This window comes from Lysinibacillus sp. FSL R7-0073, from assembly GCF_038009065.1.
Lineage (GTDB): Bacteria > Bacillota > Bacilli > Bacillales_A > Planococcaceae > Lysinibacillus > Lysinibacillus fusiformis.
In genome coordinates this window covers 855,118-879,442 of record NZ_JBBPAS010000001.1, presented here as the reverse complement: position 1 = coordinate 879,442, position 24,325 = coordinate 855,118, and the positions used below count along the sequence as shown (strand labels likewise).

At 36.8% G+C, this 24,325-nt stretch carries 18 protein-coding genes; 3 read left to right on the top strand and 15 right to left on the bottom strand.

Annotated features, from left to right (window positions below):
- Positions 1 to 597 precede the first annotated feature (597 nt).
- The gene (locus tag MKY88_RS04125; protein WP_193831039.1) at positions 598 to 1,953 is read right to left on the bottom strand and encodes a TrkH family potassium uptake protein; all 1,356 of its coding nucleotides are present in this window, start codon (positions 1,951 to 1,953) and stop codon (positions 598 to 600) included.
- A 343-nt stretch (positions 1,954 to 2,296) separates the two neighbouring features.
- On the opposite strand from MKY88_RS04125, the gene MKY88_RS04120 reads away from it, so the two are divergent.
- Positions 2,297 to 3,654 (top strand): IS3 family transposase gene (locus MKY88_RS04120; protein WP_340813038.1). Its coding sequence is split into 2 segments (ribosomal slippage): positions 2,297 to 2,750 and positions 2,750 to 3,654, totalling 1,359 coding nucleotides; the frame shifts between segments, so codons are not numbered across the junction.
- A gap of 74 nt (positions 3,655 to 3,728) precedes the next feature.
- Here MKY88_RS04120 and MKY88_RS04115 read toward each other — a convergent pair.
- From MKY88_RS04115 to MKY88_RS04090, 6 genes are all read right to left on the bottom strand, one after another.
- Positions 3,729 to 4,487, bottom strand: a complete 759-nt coding sequence (locus MKY88_RS04115; protein ID WP_258267852.1) for a TerC family protein — start codon at positions 4,485 to 4,487, stop codon at positions 3,729 to 3,731.
- Positions 4,488 to 4,822: 335 nt separating this feature from the next.
- The gene (locus tag MKY88_RS04110) at positions 4,823 to 5,908 is read right to left on the bottom strand and encodes an SDR family oxidoreductase (protein WP_328205621.1); all 1,086 of its coding nucleotides are present in this window, start codon (positions 5,906 to 5,908) and stop codon (positions 4,823 to 4,825) included.
- 19 nt (positions 5,909 to 5,927) lie between these two features.
- Positions 5,928 to 8,981, bottom strand: coding sequence for an efflux RND transporter permease subunit (locus tag MKY88_RS04105; RefSeq protein WP_340813037.1), 3,054 nt, complete (start codon positions 8,979 to 8,981; stop codon positions 5,928 to 5,930).
- A 192-nt stretch (positions 8,982 to 9,173) separates the two neighbouring features.
- Entirely contained in the window at positions 9,174 to 10,751 is a 1,578-nt protein-coding gene (locus MKY88_RS04100) for a peptide chain release factor 3 (RefSeq protein WP_008174169.1), read from the bottom strand.
- A 135-nt stretch (positions 10,752 to 10,886) separates the two neighbouring features.
- A complete protein-coding gene (locus MKY88_RS04095; RefSeq protein ID WP_328205624.1) occupies positions 10,887 to 12,353 on the bottom strand; it encodes a UDP-N-acetylmuramoyl-L-alanyl-D-glutamate--2,6-diaminopimelate ligase in 1,467 nt (488 codons plus the stop codon).
- Between the two features lie 322 nt (positions 12,354 to 12,675).
- A complete protein-coding gene (locus MKY88_RS04090; RefSeq protein WP_340813036.1) occupies positions 12,676 to 14,064 on the bottom strand; it encodes an aldehyde dehydrogenase in 1,389 nt (462 codons plus the stop codon).
- Between the two features lie 204 nt (positions 14,065 to 14,268).
- On the opposite strand from MKY88_RS04090, the gene MKY88_RS04085 reads away from it, so the two are divergent.
- Positions 14,269 to 14,418, top strand: a complete 150-nt coding sequence (locus tag MKY88_RS04085) for a hypothetical protein (RefSeq protein ID WP_175422982.1) — start codon at positions 14,269 to 14,271, stop codon at positions 14,416 to 14,418.
- A gap of 46 nt (positions 14,419 to 14,464) precedes the next feature.
- Here MKY88_RS04085 and ssuE read toward each other — a convergent pair whose 3' ends face one another.
- The 7 genes from ssuE to MKY88_RS04050 all read right to left on the bottom strand — a co-directional run bounded on the left by ssuE (position 14,465) and on the right by MKY88_RS04050 (position 22,537).
- Positions 14,465 to 14,998: an NADPH-dependent FMN reductase gene (gene ssuE / locus MKY88_RS04080; protein ID WP_258267848.1), complete on the bottom strand. Its 534-nt coding sequence runs from the start codon at positions 14,996 to 14,998 to the stop codon at positions 14,465 to 14,467.
- 166 nt (positions 14,999 to 15,164) lie between these two features.
- Positions 15,165 to 16,502, bottom strand: coding sequence for a dihydrolipoyl dehydrogenase (lpdA, locus tag MKY88_RS04075; protein ID WP_340813035.1), 1,338 nt, complete (start codon positions 16,500 to 16,502; stop codon positions 15,165 to 15,167).
- 235 nt (positions 16,503 to 16,737) lie between these two features.
- On the bottom strand, positions 16,738 to 18,819 hold the full coding sequence (locus tag MKY88_RS04070) for a catalase (protein WP_328205628.1): 2,082 nt from the start codon (positions 18,817 to 18,819) through the stop codon (positions 16,738 to 16,740).
- 122 nt (positions 18,820 to 18,941) lie between these two features.
- A complete protein-coding gene (locus tag MKY88_RS04065; protein WP_069480174.1) occupies positions 18,942 to 19,517 on the bottom strand; it encodes an RloB family protein in 576 nt (191 codons plus the stop codon).
- A complete protein-coding gene (locus MKY88_RS04060; RefSeq protein WP_340813034.1) occupies positions 19,514 to 20,794 on the bottom strand; it encodes an AAA family ATPase in 1,281 nt (426 codons plus the stop codon). Before MKY88_RS04060 ends, MKY88_RS04065 begins: the two co-directional genes overlap by 4 nt.
- Before the next feature lie 101 nt (positions 20,795 to 20,895).
- Positions 20,896 to 21,822: an NAD-dependent epimerase/dehydratase family protein gene (locus tag MKY88_RS04055; protein WP_069480172.1), complete on the bottom strand. Its 927-nt coding sequence runs from the start codon at positions 21,820 to 21,822 to the stop codon at positions 20,896 to 20,898.
- A 187-nt stretch (positions 21,823 to 22,009) separates the two neighbouring features.
- The gene (locus tag MKY88_RS04050; RefSeq protein WP_069480171.1) at positions 22,010 to 22,537 is read right to left on the bottom strand and encodes a YceI family protein; all 528 of its coding nucleotides are present in this window, start codon (positions 22,535 to 22,537) and stop codon (positions 22,010 to 22,012) included.
- A 424-nt stretch (positions 22,538 to 22,961) separates the two neighbouring features.
- Between MKY88_RS04050 and MKY88_RS04045 the strand changes: the two genes are divergently transcribed.
- Positions 22,962 to 23,399: a VOC family protein gene (locus MKY88_RS04045; protein ID WP_069480170.1), complete on the top strand. Its 438-nt coding sequence runs from the start codon at positions 22,962 to 22,964 to the stop codon at positions 23,397 to 23,399.
- 145 nt (positions 23,400 to 23,544) lie between these two features.
- Here MKY88_RS04045 and srtB read toward each other — a convergent pair whose 3' ends face one another.
- A complete protein-coding gene (srtB, locus tag MKY88_RS04040) occupies positions 23,545 to 24,318 on the bottom strand; it encodes a class B sortase (protein ID WP_328205632.1) in 774 nt (257 codons plus the stop codon).
- Between the last annotated feature and the right edge of the window lie 7 nt (positions 24,319 to 24,325).

Here is a 24,325-nt window from a genome sequence, read left to right as displayed (position 1 = left end):
ATTCTTAAAGATGCCCTAAAAAGGGTTGAGCTATTTATAGCATTTCTGCATGCTGAATTTATTAGTTAAGTAATCATAGCAATTCTAAAAAAGTTTAGGGCAAATTTCTTAAAGACTGACAATCTATACGTTGAAAATATACCCACTTAATATTTTCACACTCGGGAAATAAATTTTTAAATTTTCCGAAAATTTTGTGACAACTTACACATTTAGGCGTTTTGGTATCAAATGGAGTCCTCTTATCCTATATCAAACATCTTATTCTCTTCAAAATTTTTACGTTTATTTGCGTGGTGTTTTTATGTATTTTTTATTGTATTGGAAATACCTATTCCATTTCAATAGATAATTTTCATTTTCTAAAAAAATGTATAGAATTAGTATAGTTGCTTTTTAATGTATATACAGCTGTAATGACAACTTTCGACAATTTTATCTCTTTTTACCCCTATATAATAGAAGAAAGTCAATAACTCTTTCATGCTATTTCTGGTTATCGAAAAGAAGATTGTTTTAAACATTTTTACAGAAAAAAGGGGCAATCTCATGATTACCCCCCTCAATAATTCCTTATATATCAAAGTTCTGTGAGTGTTACCCAATTATTACGCGTTCCTTTGGATAATGGAATTTCGATTTCTTTCCTCGACCACCGCCACCTAGTGTATACAGGAAGGATATTAAACCAACTCGACCAATGAACATTAAAATAATAATAATAATTTTGCCAATAACTGATAAATCTGAAGTTATCCCTAATGACATACCACAAGTACCGAACGCAGAGGTGATTTCAAAAATAATTTGAATAAGGGAGGCATGTGGCTCTGTAATAAGCAAAATAATCGTTGCAATTAAAACCATGAAAAAGGCTAATAAGATTACAACGAAGGATCGGAAAACATCAATTAAATGAATTTCTCGCCCAAATACTTGGATATCCTCTCTCCCTCTTGCAAATGTAATTAAAAATAAAATTGCTATGGCAAAAGTAGTTGTTCGAATTCCTCCCCCCACTGAACTTGGAGAAGAACCTATGAACATGAGAAAGCTCATAAAAATATCTGTCGCCTCACTAAATGTCGTCACATCGTATGTTGTAAGCCCAGCAGATCTTGTCGATACAGAATGAAACATCGCTGAAAAAAGCGCTTCATGCCAGGACATTTCCTTGAAAGAATGGAAAGATTCGAGAAGTAAAATGACCAGAGCGCCAACAACAAATAAAATGGCATAAGTAGACGTAGTGATTTTTGTAAACAAGCTAAATCGAAAATTCGCATGACGTTTGAGTAAGAACGTTTTTAGTTCAATTAAGACAGGGAAACCGATTGCCCCTAACACAATAAGTACCATTGTTACCAGCTGAACAAAATAATCATCATGGAATGGCAATAAGCTCATTCCCGTAATATCAAATCCCCCATTGGTTGTAGCAGAAATTGAAGCAAATATTCCGTGTAAGAATGCTTCTTCTAATGTATCAAAATAATTGGTAAAATGTAGCGTTAAAATAAACGTACCTGCTACCTCGATACCAATTAAGATTTTTAAGATTTCACGTATTAATTTCACAACACCAGACAAATTGTACTGGTTGTGGTCAATCATAATTAACTGACGCTCTCGCATCCCTATTTTTTTCCCAACTAAGAGCCACACAAAGGTACCCAATGACATAATACCAATTGCGCCTAACTGTAAAATAACAAGAATCATCACAAGTCCAAATTTCGTATAGGTTTCAGAAATATTAATGGTAGTTAAACCAGTTACACTTACTGCACTTACTGCCGTAAATAGACTATCTAAAAAGGAAACCTTTACTCCTTCTTGATGAACGCCTGGAAGCCGTAATAACAGGAAGGAAATCGCTATTGCTATAAAATAATAAGAAACAAGTACCTGAAATGGTGTGACAAGTCTATTGGAAGTTTTTTTCCAAGGCACTTTAACAACCCCTCCTACATATGATGCCCAACTAGATAGATTATAGTATAGAAAAAATACAAGAAAAAAGAAAGAGGAATAGTTAATACTATACTTTTCGGAAATGAGACGATATCTAAAAAAACGCTTTTTTATTTTGGAGGTGAAGTTTTAAATAGTGGTTAAAGGCTTGGAGTATAATTATTTTTACAATCGGAGGATTATTAGTATTGCTACTAATTAGGGGGGGTTGCTTTTTTGCATTTTAGGGATAGAGAAAGGAAATAACAAAAGCCATCGAGAGTATACTTGAACTGCCCCGTAAAAGTTGGACATCAATCTAACTTTTACGGGGGTTTTTTTTATGGCAAAAGTAAGTGTTGAACAACGTATTCAAGCCGTTCAACGATATTTGAATGGATATGAAACCATGCTTGAAATTGCGAAAGATATCGGTGTGACAGTTCAGGTTGTCAGTGAATGGGTTCGCCGTTATCAAAAAAATGGTGTAGAGACTTTCTTAAAGTCCTATACAAAATATTCAGCTGACTATAAAATGAGTGTACTTAATTATATGAACGAGACAGGTACATCTTCGAGAGACACAGCTGCACTATTCAATATTTCATCTCCTGGCATGATTCGGAATTGGAAGTTGAAGTTTGAAGTTGGTGGTTATGATGCCCTTGTTTCTAAGAAAAAGGGGCATCCATCTATGAAAAAAGAGACAAAAAGAACAACGAAATCAACACCAGCTGAAGGATCTGTTGAGGCGTTAGAAGCACGAATCAAACAATTAGAAATGGAGAATGCGTACTTAAAAAAGTTGAATACTTTAGTTCAAATGCAAGAAAAATTACCAATCAAATCAAAGCGCAAGTAATTTATGAACTAAAGGAAATCTATGAAGTAGTGGAATTAATCAAAGTCGCTGATATTCCACGTAGTACGTATTATTACTGGGAAAAGCGTTTGAATCGTCATGATAAATACGCTGATGTGAAAGTCGCAATTCAGTCCATTTATCATGAACATAAGGGACGTTATGGTTATCGTCGGATCACCAAAGAACTAAAAAAATTTGGTATTCACCATGATCCGAAAACGATTAACTGCTTGATGAATGCCATTGGCATAAAGTGTGAAGTCCGCATGAAGAAATATCGTTCGTATAAAGGTAACGTCGGAAAAATTGCCCCAAACATATTACAACGCGATTTTACAGCGGAAAAAATGAACGAGAAATGGGTAACAGACGTGACAGAGTTCCATCTATTTGGTGAGAAACGCTATTTATCACCCGTCCTTGATCTATGTAATGGCGAAATCATTGCATACACGGTTATGAAGCGTCCAGTGTATAAACTAGTCCATAATATGTTAGAACAAGCATTGGAGCGCCTCGAATCAAGTGATCAAGTTATTCTTCATTCAGATCAAGGTTGGCATTATCAAATGAAAAAGTATCAACAAACATTAAAGCAACATGGTATTACGCAGAGTATGTCCCGTAAGGGTAATTGTTTGGACAACTCAGTCATCGAAAATTTCTTTGGCTTATTAAAATCTGAACTCCTGTATCTACAAGAATTTGAATCCATGGCACATTTTGAACAGGAACTCAACGACTATATTCACTACTACAATCACAAACGAATGAAAGAAAAATTAAAAGACCTAAGCCCGGTGGAGTACCGAACTCAGGTCTTAGCAGTTGCTTAACTAAATATGTCTAACTTTTTTGGGTCAGATCAACTTTCGATGGCTTTTGACTACAGCTGGATAATCAATCTAAGCTATTTTTTATTTCGAACACCTACTAGATAACCTACAAATGCTATGCCGAGTAAGACAATCCAGAATGTTAACTCCCATGCAGTAGAATGTGGGAATTCTGCAGGCAAAATCCCTACTTTTTCGTGGGCTAATGTTAAGACAACGAGCTTCACACCTACCCAGCCTACAATTAAAAATGCAGCTGTTTCAAGTGAAGGATAATCATTTAATACTTTGACAAACCATTGGGCAGCAAAACGCATCATTATAACCCCGATAAAGCCACCAAGGAGCATGACGATGAATTGTCCACCATTAATGCCACCGATATCAAAATTCCCCAAATGAGGCAACGTGACAGCGATTGCCACTGCTGCCAACATTGAATCAATAGCAAATGCAATGTCTGCAGCTTCTACTTTGAGTACCGTTAACCAGAATCCAGAACCCTTTTTCCCAGCCTTTTCACTCGTCTCTTCTTCCTCATCATCTTTATGTTTACGTAAATCATAAATATTTTTCGCCGACATAAATAGCAGATAAGCCGCACCTACTGCTTGTATTTGCCAATAGTTTACTAAAACTGTAATGACAAAAAGAGCAGCGAATCGAAAAATCAGTGCGCCAAATAGTCCATAAAATAGCGCCTTTTTTTGTTGTTCTTGCGGTAAATGTTTGACCATTACAGCCATTACTACTGCATTATCAGCTGCTAGTAATCCCTCTAATACAACTAGGACAATTAATACCCAGCCGTATTGTAATATTATTGCTTCCATTTATGCTAGTGCCTCCTCTAAGCTCTAAATACCCCAAAGACTAGTTCCACTAAAGTACAAAAGAAAAAAACCCCTGCCTTAAGTAGGCAAAGGTCTCGCTAAGTAAATTAGTACCTTATTGGTACATCAATCTACACGTCATCAGTCATCTTTTTACGCATAGAGCTATTCACTATCACATCCGATGGTAATACCATGTCTTGACGAATGTGAAACCAGGTAAAATTGCAAAACCTGTTAGCTACTCCCCTTTGACAAAGTGTCGAAGGTATCTTCTTTCAAACATTATAGCACTATCATTTACAGCTGACAAAAATATCTATATTGTTTTTTCATTACTTAATTTGTATCTGGTAGCTCTTATCTTCTTTATGTGCTAAATAAAAATCAATCATTCTCGGCATCGTCTGAATAAAATCAGGGCATGTAATTCCACCCTTTTGCAAAATTTGCTGGGCTTCAGTCGTGTCGAATGTGGCATTCCATGTTAAATAATCTAATGTCTCCTGTTCCACCCCTAGCTTTCTCCGAATAAAAGGAATTTGCAAGGATAGCTTTGCCCATGCAAACGGTAAACGTCCCTTCGGATAAGCATTCGTCACTAGTTTCACCATAGTACGATATACTTCCTGTACAGGGTGAGGATTGGGATCTGTTAAATGAAGGGTCTTACCTTCAGCCTCTTGTTCTGATGCCAAAAAAATTGAGGCATTTAATATATAATCGACTGGTACTACATTGATCGTAGATGTAGATTGTCCAATATAAGGAATTATAGGTAAACATTTTAATCGTTCTATTAAATTTAAAAAGAAATAGGGGCCATCAAACTTAATTGTTTCACCCGTTTCCGAATGTCCCCTCACAATGCCAGGTCTAATAATTGTTAATGGAATTTTTGATTTTAAATCTTCTACTCGGAGCTCAGCCTCATATTTTGTCTCTTCATAATAATTTTTAAATGTGAATGGTCGAATCAGTTCATTTTCACGCAGTACCCCCTCACGTGTACCAGCCACATATGCCGTACTAAAGTACATATAGCGTTTTAAATGGGGTAAAGTGCGCACAAATTCATTCACCATTGTTGTCCCATGTACATTCACTTTCCAAGCAATATCACGGGGTACAGCTAAATCGTATATAGCTGCCAAATGCCAGAACACTTCAATTTGAGGTACGATTTCTTCAATTACTTGATTATCTAAACCGAGGTTCGGCAAGGTAATATCACCCTCAACAATACGAATCGATCCATTAGGAAACTCCTTTAATATTTTATTTTTCTCTTGATGAGCTTTAATGGTTTCGCCAGCTAATACGATTGCTATAACCTGTTGTGTTTGTTTTTTTTGGAACAATGTCCTAATTAATTGACTTGAAATGAAACCAGGAAAACCAGTAAAAAAATGAACTTTCATCTCCCATTCCCCCTCGATTCTAACGCATCTTTCTTGTTTCCTTATCCACTAAACTATAAACAATCGGTACAATATATAGTGTTAGTAAAGTGGACGTCACAAGTCCTCCAATCACTGCAATTCCCATCGGTTGATTCATCTCTGTTCCTTCCCCAATGCCAAGTGCAAGTGGAAGCAATCCTAAAATAGTCGTTAACGCGGTCATTAAGATTGGACGGAGACGATCCTGAGTGGCCAGTAAAATGGATTCATACGCTGACATACCATTCGCTTTTTGCTGGTTAATATAATCAACTAACACAATACCGTTATTTACTACAATCCCTACAAGCACTAAAATTCCAATTACAGATGTCACACCAATTAATGTATTTGTGGCAAACATGGCAATCGCTACCCCTATGATCATTAATGGCACCGTAAACATAATGACAAATGGATATTTGAATGATTCAAATTGGGCAGCCATCACAATGTAAACTAATATAATTGCCAGAATAACGGCTAGTAGCATATCATCGATTGCACTATCATAAAGCTCTCGATCACCGCTAAATACAATTTGCGTAGTAGGTGATAAATGAGCACTCTCTATTGCTTTATCTACCTTTGCTGATATTCCGCCTAAAGATTCCTTCGTTTCATATTCAACAAAAAATGCCACTGCTGCAGCCTGATCAGAACGTCGAATAGAGACGGGACCCTCTTCTATAGAAACTGTAGCAACATCCTCTAATTTCACAAACAAGCCCGCAGGTGAACGAAGTTGCATTGATTTTAGTGAATTCACACTATCGTTGAAGGTCTGTCCGAAACCTGTGTAGACAGGTAACACAGCACCATCCTCTGCTATTAATTGGGACGTTAATTGCCCTCTTGTCATTTGATTGACAGACTGTGCAATTTGGGCCGGTACAAAACCATAATCTTTTGCATTCTCTCGATTGACTTCAATTTGAATTTCTTGAACCGTATTATCTAAATCTGTGGAGACTTTCGTCACTTCTTCAATCGCTTGTAGCTCTTGTTGTACTTTATTAACAGCCTGTTGGAGCCTTCCTTCATCAGAGTCAGTTAATCTAAACGTTAAAGTATGTGGTGATGAGCCAGTTGCTGTCGATACGTTAAATGTCAGTTCAGTCTTATCTTCTAACTCCCCCTGTAATTCTTGCTCTAACTCTTCAACAAATTCAAAAATTGAACGTTCTCTATCCGCTAAAGGCACTAGCTTTACATATATTTCTGCTTGGTTCGGGCTAGTTTGTCCACGTGATTGAGATTGTTGTGTGCCACCAATTAGACTAACATAAACATCTACATCTTTTTCCTGCTTTAAACGTTCCTCGATCTTCCTGACAACCTTTTCAGTTTCAGATACAGCTACACCCTTTTCAAGATTGACGCTAATGGTTGTGAATCCTTCATCGGTAGGTGGTAAAAATTCAGTACCAATTCTAGTCAATCCGAATAATGATAGACCAAAGCAAACTACTGTGAAAATTAGTATGAGCATACGATGCTTCAGAACCCAAACAATAGACGACTTGTATCGCTTATAAAATTGAGATTTACTACGCTGCTCGTAAAAGTTAATACTTTTCATTTTTAAAAGACGACTCGCTAGCATCGGCACTACTGTAAGGGCAACTACTAAAGAGGCAATTAAACTAAATGAAATTGTGAGAGCAAATTCTGTGAAAATTTGTCCAATCAATCCTTCGATGAACATAACAGGAATAAAGACAGCTATTGTTGTTAGTGTCGAAGCTGTGATAGCAAGAGCAACTTCCCTTGTCCCTTCCTGTGCTGCTGTAATAGGATCTTTTCCTAGCCCTAAGTGTCTTTCAATATTTTCAATAACAACGATTGCATTATCCACTAGCATGCCAATACCCAAAGCTAGAGCACCTAAAGTCATAATATTGAGTGAAAAATCAGCAAAAAACATCAATACAAATGTCACTATAACTGAATAGGGGATAGCGATACCAATGATGATAGGGCTCTTTACACTGCGTAAGAACACAAAAAGGACGAACATTGCAAACAATCCTCCTAAAATTAAGGAAGAGCCGATATTACTAATAGCAACATCCACGTAGTTGCCTTGATCTACTAATATGTCTGCTGTTATTCCACTGTATTGCTCTTTCTCTAGCAATTCATTTAAGGTTTGTTGAAACTCCTTTGACACTTCTGCAGTATTCGCACCCGACTCCTGTATGACAGACATAAGAACTGCTGCATGCTCATTGGCGCGAGTTGTCGTTAAAGATGGCTGTTCTGCCCTTTGAACAGAGGCGAGATTGCCAACTGTTAACGCTTCACCTGTTAAAGGATTCACAGAAACGATTAAATTGGCTATATCTTCAGGTGAAGTTAATGTACTAACAATACGTGTTGTTAACATTTTTCCATCATCAGTTAAAACAGGATCACCAGGAAGTGATACATTGTTTGCTTGAACGATTTGAATAATATCTGCCTGTGTTAAGCCTTTTTCGACTAGCTTTCCCTCATCTAATGTAATTTGTATTTCCTCTATAAGCTTCCCCGAAACATTCACACTTGCGACACCCTCTGTCCGTCGAAGCTCTTTTTCTAAATCCTCTGCTAATAAGCGCACCTCAACATTTTCATTTTCTGCGCGCAATGATAGCTGAATAATTGGAAATTGAGATGGATCAAACTTTAAAAAGCTTGGCTTGCCCGCATCATTGGGAAGAGGCGTCATATCAATTCTTTGTAAAATATCAAGTTGGACATCTTCTAGGTTGGTGGACCAATTGAACTCAAGGACGATTAAATTGCTTCCTTCTTGCGAGGTTGACTGTAGTTTCTTAATGCCTGGTAAGGTGGCTAGTGTTGCCTCTAAAGGCTTCGTTACTCTCTCATTCACCTCTGTTGGGCTTGCTCCAGGATAGAAGGTGACTACTACACCTATCGGAGGATTTAACTCCGGAATTAAAGTAATTGGTATTTTTAATAACGATACACCGCCTAATAAAATGACAAAAAGCATCGTTACAATTGTAAAGACCGGTCTTTTAATTGAAAAATTACTAATGTTCATATTATAAACTCCTTTTTCTACCTCTTCCTTTCTATGATAGCCGAAAAGGGGATTATTTTATAAATAGGCTAATTTTCTACCATCTAGTGATGGCAATCTTAAATTTCCTAATACTGTATATATTCTACAGTCAGTGTCAAATTTCCTTGCAAAAAAACACGAATCGCAAAATTGTCGATTCGTGTTTGACTATTAAAGAAGGCTATAAAGTTTAATGTTCTCATTTTTATCGTTAAACCAACGCATGGCAAATTCATTTTCGAATAAGAACACAAGGTTGTCAAAACGGTCTTTCACCAGCATTGAACGACCAGAGGACATGGACTCTTTAACATCCTCTTCATTTTCAATCCAACGTGCAATTTTTGAACCAATTGGCTCCATTCTTACTTCTACATTGTATTCATTTTTCATACGATGTTCGAATACTTCAAATTGCAGTTGACCCACTGCTCCAAGAATAACTTCCTCTGTGTGCAGTGTTTTATAGTATTGTATAGCACCTTCCTGTACTAATTGTAAAATACCTTTATGGAATTGCTTCGATTTCATTACATTTTTAGCCGTTACACGGACAAATAATTCTGGTGTAAACTGTGGTAATTTTTCAAATTGGAATGTTTTTTTACCACCGACAACAGTGTCTCCAATTTGATAAGTCCCCGTATCATATAACCCGATAATATCTCCAGCAACAGCTTCATCTACAGTCTCCCGATCATCAGCTAGGAATTGTGTAGATTGCGTAACTTTAAAGGATTTGCCTGTACGAGACAATGTCATATTCATGCCACGCTCAAATTTACCCGAAACAATACGTACAAAGGCAATACGATCACGGTGCGCAGGATTCATATTTGCTTGAATTTTGAATATGAATCCTGAAAATTCTTCTTGTTCCAGTGGATCTATAAACTGCTCATCTTCCGTAATTCTAGGCTGTGGTATTGGTGCAAATTGTAAGTAAGTTTCTAGGAATGTTTGTACCCCAAAGTTTGTTAAAGCTGAACCAAAGAACACTGGTGTTAATTCGCCACGACGAATTTTTTCCTCCGAATATTCATTACCAGCCTCGTCCAGTAGTAAAATATCGTCCATTGCTTGAGAATAATAAGAAGTGACTTTCATTGGATGTTCTACAGCAAGTTCACCATTTTCATCTATTGGTAGAAAGCGCTCTGTCTCATCCGTACGGAACTGCTCAATACGCTTATTGTAACGATCATAAATACCAAGAAACTCTTTCCCCATACCAATCGGCCAGTTCATTGGATACGCATTAATTCCTAGTACTTCCTCAAGCTCTTCAATTAGCTCAAGCGGCTCTTTCCCTTGGCGGTCTAATTTATTAATAAAAGTGAAAATCGGAATACCGCGCATTTTACAAACCTTAAATAGCTTTAATGTTTGTGCCTCTATCCCTTTAGCGGCATCCACTACCATGACAGCACTATCTACTGCCATTAGTGTACGATACGTATCTTCTGAGAAGTCTTGGTGCCCAGGGGTATCCAAGATGTTTACACGTGAGCCATTATAGTCAAATTGCATCACGGAAGAAGTAACAGAGATACCACGTTGTTTTTCGATCTCCATCCAATCAGATGTTGCAAACTTACCTGTTTTTTTCCCTTTTACTGTTCCTGCGTCACGAATGGCGCCACCAAAAAGTAAAAGCTTTTCTGTAATCGTCGTTTTCCCAGCATCAGGGTGACTGATAATGGCAAAAGTACGACGCGATTGTATATCTTTTTCTAAATTTGAATTCATCTCGTCATTCTCCTTTTTTCATACTTAATAATAATAAAAGAAGACTTGCCTTTCGTACAACCTTTTTACATGAAATCGCCAAAAAGAAAACCCTTTAGTACTTTCTAAAAGGGTTTCCTAAGATTTTATATTTCATCAAACAAATTTCAATCGGCCAGCTTCTATTGCTATTTCTGCATCACTATGTGGAAATTTTGTATTTTCAATAATTTGATAATCCTCATGGCCTTTACCAGCAAAAATTATCATATCACCTGGTTCAGCAACCTCTATGGCATGTCGGACTGCCTCTGCACGATCCCCGATGCAAGCAAAATTGTCATGTAACATCCCCTTGGCCAAATCACCTGTAATACTATTATAGTCCTCATAGCGTGGGTCATCTGTTGTCAGAATGACATACTCTGCTGCGGACGCCTTCTCAGCCATTGCAGGACGTTTTGATTTATCGCGGTTACCACCTGTCCCAACTAAGAAAATAAGTTTGCCCTTTTTATATGGTTGTGCTGCTTCAATCGCTTTTTCAATGGCATCAGGTGTATGTGCATAATCAACAAACATTTGAACAGGTAGGTCAGAGCAAACTTTTTCCATACGACCTTTAACTGGTGGGAGTTGCTCGATTTGCTCAATAATAGCTTCCATAGAATACCCACGACCATAAAATGCTACCATTGCTGCTAGCACATTATAAATGTTAAATTCACCTAATAAATTCATTTTCACACGATAAATTCCTTCTGACATCTCCACATCAAAGGATGTCATATAATCGTGATATTCACAGTTAATGGCACGGAAATCTGCTGTTTCATTTTTCAAACCATATGTCCATACTGGAAATGGTGTCATAGCTGCGTATCGCTCTGACCATGCATCATCGGCATTTAGCACAACAAATTTATTTTTTTCTAAATCTTGTCCAAGCTGGGAGAATAATAAACCTTTAGCATGGCCATATTCCTCCATCGTACCATGGAAATCAAGATGATCGTGCGTTAGATTTGTAAATATAGCAACATCATAGTCAACACCTGCTAAACGTCCAAGTGCTAAGCCATGGGATGAAACCTCCATCGTCATTAAACGACAGCCTTCCATCTTTGCTCTAAAAATCATTTGTTGAGTGGATAATGCATCACTCGTTGTATTGGCAGATTCATATAGAATTCCATTTAAATTAAAGCCAATTGTGCCAGATAGGGCAGATTTTTCACCCATACCATGCATGATATTTTGAATAATACCCGTCACAGATGTTTTACCATTCGTTCCCGTTACCCCGATCATCGCTATATCTTTGGAAGGATAATCAAAAAACTTAGCAGCTAATAAGCCTACTGCACGGTCTGTGTCTTTCACAATCACTTGAGCAATAGTCTCACCTAGCGGTAATTTTCGCTCCGTTACAACAATTGTAGCCCCACTATCTACAGCCTTTTGAGCATAGTCATGTCCATCCACTGTATATCCTTTAATACAAACAAACATACTATTTGGCTGTACACTTCTTGAATCTACTACGATATCAGTTACTTGGTCTGGCAGCATGCCAATTATTTTTTTCAAAGGTAATGCACTTAACAATTCCTCTGCATACATTTCATAGTCCTCCAATCAATCTCTACACTCACGTCATCATTTTTGATTATTCGACAAAAAACGACAATATGAATCCCCCCACGATCTATTGAACTTATTTTACTACTTATTTCGTGATAAATAAAATGTCTCTGTGCTGTTTTTTCAACGAAAACGCTTACATTTGAACAAAAAACACGTTTTCTTCGAAATTTTCATAAATAATCACGAATCGGCATTTTTCGACACGACTAGGATGGGATTTTTGGGAACATCTTTCTATACAAAGGAGGGGTTTTTTGAATGAGGGTATCTTCATTTGAAAAAAGATACCCCCATTTTACTATTTCATAATAGAGCGTACAATTTTCACCTTTTGATTATAGGGTGGAAAAAGTACATTAGTCTCAAGCTTAGAAGATTTCTTTAAAATGGATTTTGAATGTGTAAAGTTTTCAAAGCTCGCTTTACCATGATAGGCTTTCACACCTGAAGGACCAACACCTCCAAATGGTAAATGTAAGTTACCAACATGTGTAATAGTATCATTAATACATCCTCCACCGAATGGCAATTCCTCCAAAAAGTATTGAGTCGCTTTTTCGTGCTCTGAGAAGAAATATGCCGCTAGTGGTTTCGGCAATTGGCGAATTTGATGGATAGCTAGTGGTAAATCGTTATACATCATAACAGGTAGGATAGGACCAAAAAGCTCTTCCTGCATCGATGGACTTGTCCACTTTACATATTCGATGATTGTTGGTTCAATATATAAATCATCTCGATCTATCCGCCCGCCAAATGTTATAGCATCTCGCTCTTCCTTAATAATTTGCTGTAAACGATCAAACTGTCTAAGATTCACGATGCGTCCATAATCAGGGCTTTTTAATGGGTTCTTCCCATAAAAAGAACGTATCGTTTCTTTTAAAATTTTCATAAAGCGATCATAAACATCTTTGTGAATAAGTAAATAATCTGGTGCCACACATGTCTGCCCAGTATTTGTAAATTTACCCCATACTATCCTCTTCGCTGCTACTTCTAGGTTCGCTGTTTGATCGACAATAGCTGGACTTTTCCCTCCAAGTTCTAAAGCAATAGGAGTTAATCGTTCTGCTGCTGCCTTAGCTACCACTTTGCCGACTGCAACACTTCCTGTAAAAAAGATATAGTCAAAGGAAGCATGGATTAAGGCAGTCACCTCATCTTTTTCCCCTTCCACTACACGTACATAGGATGGGTGAAATGTTTCTTCAATTACCTTTTTTACGATGGCTGCAGTGTGTACAGATGTTTCTGACGGTTTGACGATAGCTGTATTACCACCAACAATAGCACCTATCAATGGTTCCATGACCAACTGAAAAGGGTAATTAAACGGGCCAATTATTAATGTAACACCATACGGTTCACGAACAATAAAGCTCTTCCCCATCTGATATTGAATAGGTGTTTTGACAGCTTCTGGCTCCATCCATTCTTCCACATGCTTCACCATATAAGAAATACTATCTAAGACAATGCCAATTTCAGTTGCATAAGCTTCAAACTCACTTTTCCGAAGGTCTAAGTATAGGGCGTTCAGTATTTCCTTTTCATATTTCAAAATGGATTTCTTTAATTTTTTTAATTGCTCTTTTCGAAATTTGACACTTTTAGTGGCACGAGAAAAATAAAATTGACGCTGCTCTGTTATCATATTTTCCACATCTTGAGACGTAAAATTCATCAATAAAGCACCCCTTTTTCAAAAATGGCATACATAGTTTTTTCATTTCGAAACAAACTATCATTGTCTATACGATACAACATCAGGAGGGAAAAATCCTCTTTCTACATCAAGGAGGATGAAATTTGAGTATGTAAAATGTTTTAGATTTTTTATCTCGGGAAATATACAACTACATATTAATCGAAACGGGGGCGTAGATGAATGACAACAACGACATGGTGGGAGTCAATTTTTTCAGGACCATTATCACATGGGATTTGTGAAGAAAAATTATTGCTTTTGCAAGATGAGGCTTTCTTATATCTTTCTACAGCACCGGTAGAAACAGAAGAAGATCTTGAAGTAAATTAAAAGAAAGCGCATTATAGGATACCCCTATAATGCGCTTTTATCATATTTAATTAGAAATTAATACACCTCGTAACTGCTTTAACTCTGCTTCCAATCTATTGATCGCTTCTTCTTCTATGGCAAAGCCTCCTTCATCCAGAAGAATAATTTGTTTATCCACAATATAAACTGAGTGTGATATTGTGGTTGCCCCTAGCACAGCTAAAACTGGCTTTAAAGCATACTCTAAAGCTAATAAATGACCAATAGAACCTCCGACAGCGATAGGTAGTATGACCTTCTCATGCAGAGCTTTCTGGGGTAGTAAATCTAAATAAGTCTTCAATATCCCTGTAAAGGATGCTTTGTATATTGGGGTTAAAATTACGACTATTTGTGCTTCCTCGACCCATTTATTCTCTAACTGGATACTTTCACTTGCAAAATTGGCTGTCATTAAATCTTTTGCTGGTAGCTCATGAACATAATTGGAATGGACTTCTACTCCTAGTGCCATTAGATGATTTACAACCTTTTCATGAATTGCCGTAACTCTAGAGCTTTTCGAGTTACTTCCATTAATGATTACTGCTTTTGTCATTTCCCCACTCCTTTTATTTTTTAAGCCATAAAAAAAACTCCTATTTTACAATCAAACGGAAACCGCCTTGTAAAATAGAAGCCTCTAGATGCCTAGTCAACTTCAAAACCAAGTATTCTTATAAATTTAATCTAACATATATTTTTTTAAAGTCAATAGCTTTTCATTATTGGTGAATGGCTTTTCCAAAAACGGCTTTGGCTGCATCTCCAATATGCTCAGATACAGTCGGATGTGGAAAAATCATTTGTGCTAATGAAAGAGCTGTACCACCTGCATTTTTTGCCGCCAATATCGAATTCAGCATTTCTGTTGCACCATCCCCTACAACACAAGCACCTAGAATTTGACCGCTACCCTCTTCTGTAATTAGCTTCACAAATCCTTCTGTATTCCCTTCCATTAAACCCTTTGGATTTGTCTTTAAAGGCATTTTTGTCATCGTGTAAGGCACTTTTACCTGTTCTTCTAGTAAACCAAATGTGGCAATCTCAGGATGTGTATAGACACAACGTGGGATAGATGCTTGGTCAATTGATGTTGGTTGATTACCCACAATATAATCCACAGCATAGATTCCTTCTGCACTTGCTGAATGTGCTAGCTGATAACCACTGACCAAATCACCAATTGCATAAAGATGGGGCTGACTCGTCTGTAAATGCTCATTGACTGCAATTAAACGTCCTTCAAATGCTAACTCTAAATGCTGAGCGATTTCTGTATTAGGACGACGCCCTGTCGCAAACAGAAGATTTTCATATGTATATGTACCTTTTGTTGTATGGATGGTATGGCCTTCAAATTTTTCAAATTGAAAATCTGTTACAAGCTCAATACCGAGCTTCATCATCTTTTCTCGAATAAGGGGTCTTGCCTCTGGTTCTTCCGTTTGTAAAATATCCTCACTATGATTAAGCATTGTAACTTTCGTTCCTAGAGGTGCTAAACTAAAGGCCATTTCTACTGCAATGACACCACCACCAATAATCGTTAACTGTGCTGGTAGCTCTTTAAGATTAAAAAATGTATCTGTTGTATAGTAGGTAGCAGTCTCTAAACCTTGAAATGGTGGGACAAATGGATAACTGCCTGTTGCCAATATAATATCCGTCGCTGTCAAAGTTTCATTTCCAACTGATATCAGCAAGTCTTTAGTTAATGTGGCTTCACCACGATATAAAGTTATATCGTTGTTGATGATATAGTGCTCAATATTTGTTAGAAGCTCTTGAATAATTGCATCTTTTCGTTGCATCAATCGAGGAAAATTTATTTTCACATTGTCCGCTTCTATTCCCCAATTATTTCCTTGATTGATTGCCTGTACTAGTTTACTATGCTCCAATAAAATTTTAGATGGAATGCAGCCGACATTATAACAGGCTCCTCCTAATTTATCACGTTCAATCAAAGCAACCTTTTTGCCATTTTTCGCAGCATGAATGGCCGCCACATAACCTCCTGGTCCTGCACCAATAATCGCTATATCAAATTTTTCCATATTTTTCACCTCATGTAACACCTTATCATTTGGAAAAATTGAATGCAATATGATCAGGAATGTCTTAGAAAGGTTTCCTTTAGAAAAAGGAAAATGCACTTTAAAGAATTACCCGACAAGTAGAACTTCTTTTTTTCCAAACTTAAAAAATGAAATAACAAAAGCCACCGAGAGAAGAACTTCTCGATAGCTTATGTTTACAGTCTGAGCCTCGTCATTTATATTTTTCCTATGCTTAATATATATTTCGTTGCCAAAATCTTTGTTGTGCAATGGCGTCTACAAATTTTTTCGCAAAATCCTTATTTCCGGTTGCTAAAACAATGCCTGGCCCTACATTCGCATTTGACATATTGAAAAACGTCGTGCCTGTAACAGCAAACCCAATAGGTTTATAATGGCGGTATGCCTCATTAATATAGTTCACGATATGTGTATTAAATTTAGCTTGATTACTCGCCTTTACCCCCACCACATATAACGAGTCAAATAAAACGGCATCGGTTGTAATAAACGTGTCGCTTGCCGTTAATTGAACACCATTATTTCCTGTCACAACGCCTAGACGATCAGAAATAATACTGTAGCGCACACCTTGCCTTGTTAAATATTTTAATACTTCTCCTACCTCATTGGCATCGAATCCATCACCAATTAAAACGCCTACCTTAAGTGTATAGGGCAATTTAATGGTATTGGCCTGACTAAGTGCGGGCGAAGAGGCTGTTACCTTGGACTGTTCCCCACTAGGAGGGTTAACACCAACATTTTCTGCAACAGTTGTAGCCATTGCTTTATCTACACGAACAAACATATCCACAACTTGTTGTCGCACCGATTTACTTTTTACTTTTCCAACCTCAAAGCTAAAAGCATCTATAATATGCTGTTTTTCAGGCGGGGACATACTGTTCCAGAAGAGCCTAGCTTGTGAAAAGTGATCATCAAAGGATTTACTCCGCGCTCTTGTGATTCGCCCTTCAACCTTTTCTTCATAATGAACGTATCCTCCCTCCCTTGCTGTAGATGTTGCAGGCGTATTATTGGCTAATGAATTTTTATGGTAGCTAACTCTACCTAGATTAATTGCCTGTCGACTAAAGCCATTACGTTGATTATTATGCACAGGACAAAGAGGGCGATTAATAGGGATTTCCGCAAAATTTGGACCCCCTAGACGAATTAACTGTGTATCTAAATAGGAGAAGAGTCGACCTTGTAACAGTGGATCATTGGTAAAATCAATGCCTGGTACTACATTTCCTGGGTGGAAGGCAACTTGCTCCGTTTCAGCAAATACATTATCCACATTGCGATTTAAGGTCATTTTTCCAATTTTCTTTACTGGTATCAGTTCTTCTGGCCAAAGCTTTGTTGCATCTAAAATATCGAAATCAAATTTAAATTCATCTTCTGGTTCAAGTATTTGCACCCCCAACTCAAACTCTGGATAATCTCCAATTTCGATGGCCTCCCATAAATCCCGTCGCTGAAAATCAGTGTCTTTCCCTGCAATTATCTGTGCTTCATCCCAAACTAGTGAATGCACACCTAGTACAGGCTTCCAATGAAACTTCACAAATCTCGATCGTCCTCTGTCATTAACAAAACGGAATGTATGCACCCCGAAACCTTCCATCATACGGAAGCTTCTAGGTATTGTTCGATCAGACATATGCCACATAATCATATGTGCTATCTCCTGATTGTTCGCAACGAAATCCCAAAACGTATCATGGGCAGAGGCTGCTTGCGGCATCTCATTATGCGGCTCTGGCTTTACAGCATGAATTAAATCTGGAAACTTAATGGCATCCTGAATAAAAAAGACTGGAATATTATTGCCTACTAAATCATAATTTCCTTCATCCGTGTAAAATTTCGTTGCAAACCCTCGTACATCACGAGCTGTGTCCATCGAGCCTAAACTACCTACCACTGTCGAAAATCTAACAAACACTGGCGTTTTCTTTTTCGGGTCTTGCAAAAATTTCGCCTTCGTATACTCTCTCATTGACTCATATAATTCGAATTCACCATGCGCTGCAAAACCTCTAGCATGCACGACTCTTTCTGGAATTCGTTCATGGTCAAAATGTGTAATTTTTTCTCGAAGGTGAAAATCCTCCATAATTGTCGGACCACGGACTCCTGCTTTTAAGGAATCCTCATCGTTAGACACTCTAAGGCCCTGATTCGTAGTCATTTTTGTGCCTTCATTATCAACACGAAATGGCTCTAGTTGCTGATCCTTGGCATTATCCTCTATATTTTTGCGTTGATTCGAATTTGGCTTATCCACGCAATCCCCTTTCATACTATTACTGATTTCGCTCAATAGACACTATATGTTTGTTTGGAATAAACATGCACTTATTTGACAATCTATCTCTGTTAAAGTAAAAAGTAGGCCTATTTAACATAAAGAACCTACCAATTTTAAAATATGTATCGTATCATTTCATGTATGTTACAGTAAGGGTTGTCACGGCTCTCTGTACGACGAAGAGCCATCATGTCTGTACAATTTTTAATCGCTACCTCATGTCGTAATGCAATGGGGGCAATAATAGACTCATCAGCCTTATGACGGAAATATCGATTCACGCCAAGGTGTTGTTCCATTTTGTCATTTAAGACTGCTCGGGGGTATTTTTCCGAGCTATCTACTTCCTCAAAATGCAAAAGTAACCATAATTCAAAAGCTTCATTTGAATAGGCAATTTGAATCCCTTTTTCCTCACAAAATTGATTTACTTCCTCCAATTGCTTTTCTGTTAAATCATCCTTATCAAAAACAATCCAGACCTCATCAAAATATTGATAACTAGAATCCCGATAAGCATGTTGAGCAAGCTTAATTGCAGAACGTTTAACGTTTTTTATTTTAACACTCACCATTTTAGAGCGCTTCAAAATACGTAGCTGCTCAAAATAAATACGTTCCGTTTCACCTTCACAATAAATTAAAATAGTTTTCCGCAGTGTTCGGTTTCCTTGTTGACGTACTCTCACTGCTCAGATACCTCCGCTTCTTCTAAATATTGTTCAGATAAATATTCATTAATAACTGGCGTTGCGCCAAATTCTCCTTTTAAATAACGTTTTGCATATGAAAGGTCGCCACGCTTTTTTTGCAAGTCTGCAAAATCAAATAAAGAATAAAGCTCAGATTCATTTTTAAAGGTTTTATTAACAAACCAAATTTGATCGGACCGCAATGGCTGATCCAATAATTCTATTTCATGACTCGTCACGACAAATTGATTACTCGTATTGCGTTTACTATTCATGATTGCCATTAGAAATTCACAAATAGACACATGAAAAGCTGTATCAAATTCATCAATAAAAATAGTTTTTCCTTTATTATAAGCATCTACCATCACACAGGCTAAATGCAACATGCGCACTGTACCTTTAGAATCCATCGTCCAATTGATCGTCTCTGTCCCGATAGGGGCACCCGCTTCATCAAATGATAAATAATGCAGATCGATATCAACTTCTTGAATAATCTCAGGAGTGTCGAACTCGTAGTCAACTGTATTTTTTTCTCTGCGTTCCACACGTCTTGCTGTGACATCTTGAATCGAAAAATCGGCAATTTTCAGCAGTTTGATGACCTCTTTTTTAAAAGGCTCTTCTTCAAGTTTACGAATAAGGGGATGACTTGATAACCGATTCGCTTCATCTAGAAACAGGATTTTATGTAAAAACCAATCGAATACCTTTAACGCATCTGAATCATTAAAAACATGGAGCACTGATAAAAAGGCTGTATTATTACGTGTATATTTTGTTAATTCCTGTGCCGTCGAATGAGCTGTTTCATACGAATAGTCCACACCATCCCATCGTCGGACAAAAAGCTCTTCCTTCAAATTATTAGTTGTCTTGTGAAGACGCTCATATAAAACTAAGGAAGCATTGTACTGAATTTCATAATCATACAAAGCTCCGTCCAAAAATAGCGAAATCATAAATTCTGTTGGTTTGCCCTGCTTACTTCCTAGCTTAAATGGTTGATAAGGCAGACGTAATTGTTTAACATTGTTTAAATTCTCAAAGTTAAAAAGTAAGGACCGCAAAACTTTAATTGCGGTAAATAGATTAGATTTACCACTTCCATTTGGCCCAAAAATAAATGCACTTTTCACTATACGAAGTGAATCATCCAATTGCATGGTATGGGTATCCTTCCACTTTCGCAGACGACTTCCTGCTACCATTGAAAATAATGTATCCTCTTTATAGCTTAAACAATTGTTTACTCTAAAATCTACAAGCATTTGTAAGCCTCCGTCCACATCCATTTCTTTAATGAATTATTATACTATAGACAAAGAAAAAGACATATTACACAGTGTAATATGTCAAATCCTCTATATCGTTAAATTTCCGCTAATTTATCAACTTGTAAAGCATTCAGCGTACGTTCAATTCCCTCTGCAAAAGAAATTTTGGGTCTCCAACCAATTGCATTGGCTAATTTATCATTATTTAAAAATGAATGTTCAATATCTCCTTCTCGTACGGGTGCATATTGAATTTCAAGTGGATGATTTAAATGTTGAAGCAGTAAAATAACTTGATGAAGTGACCATGCTTCATTTGTGGACACATTGTAGATCCCTTGCAATCGTGCATGGACACCGGCATAAATGGCATCTGCAATATCATCCACGTAAATAAAGTCACGTGTCTGTTCACCATCACCGTAAATTGTAAAGGGTTTTCCCTCCATACTACTTTTTAACATACTTGGGATGACAGCAGCTTCACCTTGCATTTGTTGCCTTGGACCGAAAACATTGGCGAATCTGTAAATAAGGATAGGTAACCGATAATCCTTTTGCCATTTCTCACAATAGGTTTCTCCAATGCTCTTGTTTAATCCATACATAGATATCGGTTCACAGACATCTGTCTCTTCTAGTGGAGGATAGTGACTATTTCCATACACTGCAGCTGAGGAGGCAAAAACGAAATGCTTTACCTTATATTTAGATGATAAAAAGAGCATTTGACTTAGCCCAACAATATTCGTCAAAATATCCTTTACTGGCTCCTGTAAGGATTGTTGAACACTCGTTTGTGCTGCACAATGAATCACCACATCGAAATGTGTCTCTTTAAAAAGATGCTCGCAAACCTCATCCTCCACATTTAAAAGATAAGATTTATGCTCAAAGTCAACATTCCGTAAGTGACCCGTACTTAAATTATCAATAATATAAACCGATGCTCCTTCTTCAAAAAAACGCCTACCTACTGCACTACCAATAAAACCATAGCCACCTGTCACTAATACATTCATCCTATCGCCCCCAAAAACAATATGATGATTTATATGCAGTATTTGCTAAAAATATGCAAGAAACATACTTAGTGGGATTTTTTTACAAAATATCATTACTAGAATATATCATAAGCACATGCCTATTTTTGGACATATAAAAAGCATGCTCGAATATTACTTCAAGCATGCATGAAAAATCACTTTATTAAGCCGGGTTAATTTCTAACTCAACAGATACTTTAATATCTTTACCTACAAGAACTCCACCAGTTTCTAAGGCAGCATTCCAAGTTAAACCAAAGTCTTCTCGATTAATAGTTGTTTCAGCTTCAAAACCATATACTTCTTGACCCCATGGATTTGTACCTTTGCCGTTAAATTCTGTATCAAATGTTATTGATTTTGTTACACCTTTAATTGTTAAGTCACCTGTTACTGAATATTCATCGCTAGATTTTTTTGTAATATCTGTTGATTTAAACGTAATTGTTGGATATTGTTCAGCATCAAAGAAATCTGCTGCTTTTAAATGGTTATCGCGATCCTCACTACGTGTATTAATGCTTGCTGGATCAATTGTAAAGCTGATGTTTGCAGTAGTTAAGTCTGCAAGATCTGCCGCTTCAATGTCCGCTGTGTATTTGTCAAATACACCTTTCACTTTTGATACCATCATGTGTTTTACTTGAAAGTTAATTGCTGAGTGCCCTAAATCAATATTCCATTTTGCCATTTTAAAATTCCTCCAATAAGTTGATTTTATCTCGATTTCGAGATATATTTTAAAATATGAAGCAACTACAGTAATTATGTTACCCAACATTATTTAGGATAAACATTTGTAGTTACTTATCTTTTTTTACTACTTTAGTTATAAAAAGTAATTGATTACTTTATGTAACTTACTATATATTAATAATTAAATTACGTCAAGTAATTAAATGATTTTTTTATTAAAAGTTCATATTGAAAACTGAAATATCCTATTCCACTGAACGTGCATGCGTTTATCCAAAGCCGTAGTAGCAAAAAATAAAGCATGACGGTAAAGAGATTTTTTAGAATCTTCGTTTGTACAGATACTTAAAATAGTTTGTGAAAATCAAGGTAGTTGTATAATTCTGCTAAAAGAACTTGATTTCAAGGAGGTATAAGATATGAAAATCAATAAAATGGATCATGTGAGTATAAACGTAAATGATCTTCCAGAGGCTAAAGCATTTTTTCTTGAGTTAGGACTTGAAGTAAAAGCAGAATGGGAATTGGAAGGGGAACAGTTAAGCCGAATAGTTGGGCTTAATCATGCTAAAACGGCATGTGTAGGATTGGGGATGCCTGACGGTCAGACATGGATAGAGCTAGTGAAATTTTACTCGCCATCAGATGACAAAGATATTCAGCAACCTCTTGCCAATACGCTAGGAATCCGACATATTTGCTTTAATGTTGAAGATATTGAAGGTATTATAGCTAAATTGAAAAAAAGGGGTACAGAAATTTTTAGTGAGATACAGCAATATGAAGATAGTTATAAATTATGTTACGTTCGTGGTCCAGAGGGAATTATTTTAGAGCTGGGAGAGAAAATCAAATAAAAAGAAACTGAAATAATGTAGCATTTAAACGTAGACAACTGCTTATGGAGAGTAGACATTATGGCTAAAAAAAAATGGAGAACCTTGACAATAATGGTTCTCCTCCATAAAAGGGTGTCGAATTTTTCGTACTTCCCTACTATTCTTATTCTCCACGTTTTACTAATTTACCCTGCACAACAAAGCGATGATCGTCACTCATCACGGAATCCTTACAAGTAGACAATGTCAGTATTTTATCACTGGGACTTATAGCGACATTCATTTGTATGGATGAGCGCTTCTGAATGTCCTCTAGAAATTGCTGATAAGCTCCGTCACTTGTAAAGTCCGTTTCAATATAGTAGAAATCAATAGTTGTCTCATATGCAGCAAATACCTCGATATCATACCCTTCATATAAGGTATCTAAATAAATAATTGGATGGTCATCCGCATAATCTTGCTTTAAATAATTTTTTAGACTACCAAACATCGTATTATTTTTCATAGCATGACCATATAAAATTGTATTTCGATTCATAGAAAGAATATTATTCCGATAATCCATAAAGACACTGCCTGCACGACTTTCCTCGTCTCTAAAATTATGATTTAAATAAAACTCATTATTGTCAGCTTGTAGTACTGGATTATTTAACTTTGTTCCATCCACTGAAATCCATCCCACAATTTGACGGTTCATTGCTAATAAATCTTGGAATTGAGGTCTTATCGTTGAAGGAGCTTGAGTTTCTTCCTCTTGATTTACTGGCCGATCCTCAATAGTGCTTAATGTAGCTTGATATATATCCTGCACTTCCTTCAGTGATTTTGACGTCTCATAGTACGTATATAAGTACTTTGCCAGGGAAAATGCAGAAAATAAAAATATCGCTAAATATAGAAATGTGACTAACTTTGACGCCTTCTTTTTCATCCTATCA